6 protein-coding genes and 1 pseudogene are annotated in these 4,408 nt (G+C 51.3%); 6 read left to right on the top strand and 1 reads right to left on the bottom strand.

Annotation, left to right across the window (positions count from 1 at the left end):
- Window positions 1-127: 127 nt before the first annotated feature.
- From dprA to F7Q90_RS24750, 6 genes and pseudogenes are all read left to right on the top strand, one after another.
- Window positions 128-931, top strand: a pseudogene (gene dprA, locus F7Q90_RS24775) (DNA-processing protein DprA); the annotation flags it as partial.
- Window positions 903-1,376 carry a DUF494 family protein Smg gene (gene smg, locus F7Q90_RS24770; protein WP_006120660.1) on the top strand — a complete coding sequence of 158 codons (474 nt, stop codon included), beginning with the start codon at window positions 903-905 and terminating at the stop codon, window positions 1,374-1,376. The pseudogene dprA and the gene smg, both read left to right, overlap by 29 nt.
- Window positions 1,377-1,399: 23 nt before the next feature.
- Window positions 1,400-1,945: a DNA topoisomerase family protein gene (locus tag F7Q90_RS24765; protein WP_006120661.1), complete on the top strand. Its 546-nt coding sequence runs from the start codon at window positions 1,400-1,402 to the stop codon at window positions 1,943-1,945.
- Window positions 1,946-1,954: 9 nt separating this feature from the next.
- Window positions 1,955-2,527, top strand: a complete 573-nt coding sequence (tsaC, locus tag F7Q90_RS24760; protein WP_006120662.1) for an L-threonylcarbamoyladenylate synthase type 1 TsaC — start codon at window positions 1,955-1,957, stop codon at window positions 2,525-2,527.
- A 3-nt stretch (window positions 2,528-2,530) separates the two neighbouring features.
- Entirely contained in the window at window positions 2,531-3,349 is an 819-nt protein-coding gene (gene aroE / locus F7Q90_RS24755) for a shikimate dehydrogenase (RefSeq protein ID WP_006120663.1), read from the top strand.
- A complete protein-coding gene (locus F7Q90_RS24750) occupies window positions 3,346-3,603 on the top strand; it encodes a DUF1488 family protein (RefSeq protein ID WP_006120664.1) in 258 nt (85 codons plus the stop codon). The genes aroE and F7Q90_RS24750 overlap by 4 nt, the downstream gene beginning before the upstream one ends.
- Here the strand turns inward: F7Q90_RS24750 and F7Q90_RS24745 are convergent.
- Window positions 3,558-4,124: a gamma carbonic anhydrase family protein gene (locus F7Q90_RS24745; protein ID WP_006120665.1), complete on the bottom strand. Its 567-nt coding sequence runs from the start codon at window positions 4,122-4,124 to the stop codon at window positions 3,558-3,560. The two genes, F7Q90_RS24750 and F7Q90_RS24745, sit on opposite strands and share 46 nt — an antisense overlap.
- Between the last annotated feature and the right edge of the window lie 284 nt (window positions 4,125-4,408).

Here is a 4,408-nt window from a genome sequence, read left to right as displayed (position 1 = left end):
AATGGAGGCGAAGCGCCTCAAGGAGCCATGTCCGGTGTTTCACGCGATAGTGTCCATTAAAAAATGATGGACACTATTTTCCCGGAACCGGAGCCCGCTGCACAGACGGTTTAAATGTGACGCTTACCCTCAACTGGCGGTGGTAGGCAGCCGTCTGTGTTCGCCCTCAGGCCGTTACTGGTGCGACTGGTTCACCCAACAACTGGCATTGAGCGGTTTGACCATAACCAGTGGGCTGGCTATCGGGATTGATGGCGTGGCACACCGTGCCGCATTAAATGTGCAGGGTAAAACCGTGGCCGTACTGGGGAGTGGACTGGCCCATCTGTATCCCAAAAAACACACTGCGCTGGCGCAGGAGATTGTTATGCAGGGAGGCGCCGTGATCTCGGAGTTTCCGCTTACTGCCGCGCCACTGGCGCATCAGTTTCCGCGCAGAAACCGTATTATCAGTGGGTTAAGTCAGGGTGTTCTCGTCATTGAGGCGTCATTAAAAAGTGGTTCATTAGTCACAGCCCGTTATGCATTAGAGCAGAATCGCAATGTTTATGCCTTACCGGGTGCGCTGGGTAACAGCGGCAGTGAGGGGACAAACTGGCTGATCCAACAAGGTGCCATGTTGGTGGCACATCCTAATAACATTGTCGAAGATTTACGCGCTATGCTTAACTGGTTACCTGTTAACCCGTCAGATGAAATTTATTCTGATGCCAGTGACGATGCTCCATTGCCATTTGCCGAGCTGTTGGCTAACGTAGGTGATGAGGTTACACCTGTTGACGTTGTCGCTGAACGTGCCGGCCAACCTGTGCCAGTTATTACAGCTCAATTGCTGGAACTGGAGTTAACAGGATGGATCGCAGCTGTACCCGGCGGCTATGTCCGATTGAGGAGGGCATGCCATGTTCGACGTACTCATGTACTTGTTTGAGACCTATATCCACAACGAAACAGAAATGGGTGTTGATCAGGACAGATTGACAGATGACTTGACGGATGCCGGTTTTCACCGCGAAGATATTTATAATGCGTTGAACTGGTTAGAGAAATTGGCGGACTATCAGGAAGGACTGGTCGCACCAATTTTGCTGGCAAATGATCCGCTCTCTATGCGCATCTATACCGATGAAGAGAGCAAGCGTTTAGATGCCGAAAGCCGCGGTTTCCTGCTGTTCCTGGAGCAAATCCAGGTACTGAGTCTGGAAACACGAGAAATGGTCATTGAACGTGTCATGGCGCTTGATACGCTGGATTTCGATCTTGAGGATCTTAAATGGGTGGTGCTGATGGTGCTGTTTAACATCCCTGGATGTGAAAACGCGTATCAGCAGATGGAAGAACTGCTATTCGACGTCAACGAAGGTATGCTGCATTAAATTTTTACTAATGCATGACTGTTATGAGTAAAACCGCACTCTTTACTGTGCGTAAACAGGATCCCTGCCCCGCATGCGGGGCAGAACTTGTTATACGTTCAGGAAAGCATGGCCCATTTTTGGGCTGTGCAAATTACCCTGCCTGTGACTATATCAAGCCTTTGGGAAACCAGGCTGATGGGCATGTTGTCAAAGTTCTGGAAGGCCACGTTTGCCCACAATGCGGGGCGGATAAAGTATTGCGCCAGGGCCGATTTGGCATGTTTATTGGCTGTAGCGACTATCCCGCGTGTGATTACACCGAAACCATCGATAAACCGGATGAAACCACGATCGACTGTCCGCAGTGTCAGCAGGGTAAGCTGGTACAACGCCGCTCGCGTTTTGGTAAAACGTTTCATGCCTGCGAACGCTATCCAGCCTGTCAGTTTGCCGTGAACCTGACGCCAGTGGCGGGGCGCTGTCCGCATTGTGAATTTCCGCTTTTAGTCGAGAAAAAGACGGCGCAGGGCATCCGGCTTTTCTGCGCCAGTAAAAGTTGTGGCAAAGCTATTATTCAAGAGACATAAGACATAACCATGTTAAATCAACCCGTTGCCGGCTCATTGCAGGATTGTGTAAGCCATCTTAACCAGCATGCTGTGATTGCCTATCCCACCGAAGCGGTATTCGGCTTAGGCTGTGATCCCGATAATGAATCTGCGGTCATGGCACTGCTGGCATTAAAAAAACGGCCAGTAGAGAAAGGCTTGATCCTGATAGCTGCCGACTATGATCAGCTTAAACCTTACATATCAGATGAGGCCTTAACCACGGAGCAGCGTGAACGTATGTTTGCCTGTTGGCCAGGCCCGGTCACCTTTGTCGTGCCTGCTTCTCCGGTTACCCCGCGCTGGTTAACCGGGCAATTTGATTCGCTAGCCATCCGCGTTAGCGATCATCCGGATGTTCAGGCGCTGTGCCGGGCGTTTGGAAAACCTTTGGTATCGACCAGCGCTAATCTTTCCGGTCAGCCACCGTGCCGTTCAGTCGAAGAGGTCAAATTGCAGTTTGGCACCGCGTTTCCTGTATTGAATGGAAAGACAGGAGGAAGGCTCAATCCTTCTGAGATTCGCGATGTCATCAGCGGCAATTTGATACGCCAGGGTTAATATATGGCAAATTTTGCAGTTTTCGGTCATCCCATTAGTCACAGCAAATCGCCGCACATTCATCAGGCGTTTGCGCGACAGACAGGAATCTCTCTTCAGTATGATCGTATTGATGCGCCTGTTGATGCTTTTCCTGAGACTCTCCGCACTTTTTTCCACGACGGCGGGGCGGGTGCGAACATTACGCTGCCTTTTAAACAGCAGGCGTGGGCATTTGCCGACCAGTTGACCGAGCGCGCTGCGCTGTCAGGGGCTGTGAACACGCTAAAGCTGTGTGATGATGGCCAAATTCTTGGCGACAATACGGATGGTATTGGGCTGCTCAGCGATCTTCAGCGCCTTGGGATGATTAAGCCCGACAGCCATCTTCTGCTGGTGGGGGCAGGTGGGGCCGCTCGGGGCGTCATTCTCCCTCTGCTTTCAATGGGAGCAACGATCACGGTCGTGAACCGAACGGCGTTGAATGCGCAGACTCTGGCCGCAGAGTTTGCCCATCGCGGAGCGATTAATGCGTGCTCGTTTGACGCGCTTGTGGATAGACATTTCGACATTGTCATTAATGCCACATCAAGTGGTATTCAGGGAGAAGTACCGCCGTTGCCGCCTTCACTAGTTCATGCTGAGCTACGTTGCTACGATATGTTCTATCAGAATGGCTTAACGCCTTTCCTGCGCTGGTGTCAGCAGCACGGTTCATCTCACCTTGCTGACGGGCTGGGGATGCTGGTGGGTCAGGCCGCACATGCCTTTCATCTATGGCACGGGGTGATGCCCAAAATCGCACCGGTCATCGCCTCATTAAAAGCCGGGATGCAGTCATGAACCAGGCGATACAGTTTCCTGATCGGGAAAGCCTGAATACAGAACTAAGGGCCGTTTGTTTCCCTGTTCTGGTAAACGGGATGGGCTTAACCTGCGCTATCAGTGTTGAGGCGCTTAATGAACAGTTCGGTGAGGGAGAAGCGATGACGCTGTTTCGCCATCATCGCTGGGATTTGGAAGATCAGGCCGAAGACTGCATTCGAAACGATCAGGTCGATAATGAAGGATGGGTCTGGCTGTCTCCGGCCAGATAGTCGTTCTTCCAGTTAACATAGTTGCTGGCAGAGTAAAGTAGACCTTCAATTTCTTTTTCATTCAGCGGCCGGATTTGTTTGACCGGGCTCCCGACATACAGATAGCCACTTTCCAGTCGTTTGCCGGGGGGAACCAGGCTCCCGGCACCAATCATAACGTCGTCTTCAACAATGACGCCATCCAGTACGATTGAGCCCATTCCAACCAGTACGCGATTGCCTATCGTGCAGCCATGCAGCATCGCTTTATGCCCAACCGTTACGTCTTCCCCAATTATCAGAGGAAAACCGGCGGGGTTGGCCTCTGATTTATGCGTGACATGCAGGACGCTGCCATCCTGAATATTGGTTCGGGCACCAATATGCACCTGGTTCACATCGCCACGAATAGCGACTAAAGGCCAGATACCTACATCATCTTCCATAATGACGTCACCCGCTACCACGCTGGTGGGATCAACCATGACGCGCAGACCCAATTTTGGGAAAAGATGTTTGTAAGGGCGTAACGCTACAGTCATTTTGTTCTCCTTTTACTGAGTTTACTGGCAGCCTGATGCGATTCTGACCAACTGGCAAGGGGATTTTGTGCCGGATCGTTGGTGATCTAATCAATATGAATGTTTTCTCGGCAGTCAGTAAAAAGATCCAAAAAAAGGGTTGTGCAATTCATTCGGATCCCTATAATGCGCCTCCATCGACACGGCACAACGGCTTACGGAATGCGGTGTTGAGAGGGTCAGGCAACTGAGCCGCCGGAGAAAAACTTCTGAAAAAGAGGTTGACTCTGAAGGAGGAAAGCGTA

The organism is Pantoea stewartii subsp. stewartii (assembly GCF_008801695.1).
Lineage (GTDB): Bacteria > Pseudomonadota > Gammaproteobacteria > Enterobacterales > Enterobacteriaceae > Pantoea > Pantoea stewartii.
This window is presented reverse-complemented; position numbering and strand designations above follow the sequence as displayed.

Coding starts and splice junctions, on each gene's coding strand:
- smg (WP_006120660.1), top strand. CDS start 903: ATGTTCGACGTACTCATGTACTTGTTTGAGACCTATATCCACAACGAA.
- F7Q90_RS24765 (WP_006120661.1), top strand. CDS start 1,400: ATGAGTAAAACCGCACTCTTTACTGTGCGTAAACAGGATCCCTGCCCC.
- tsaC (WP_006120662.1), top strand. CDS start 1,955: ATGTTAAATCAACCCGTTGCCGGCTCATTGCAGGATTGTGTAAGCCAT.
- aroE (WP_006120663.1), top strand. CDS start 2,531: ATGGCAAATTTTGCAGTTTTCGGTCATCCCATTAGTCACAGCAAATCG.
- F7Q90_RS24750 (WP_006120664.1), top strand. CDS start 3,346: ATGAACCAGGCGATACAGTTTCCTGATCGGGAAAGCCTGAATACAGAA.
- F7Q90_RS24745 (WP_006120665.1), bottom strand. CDS start 4,124: ATGACTGTAGCGTTACGCCCTTACAAACATCTTTTCCCAAAATTGGGT.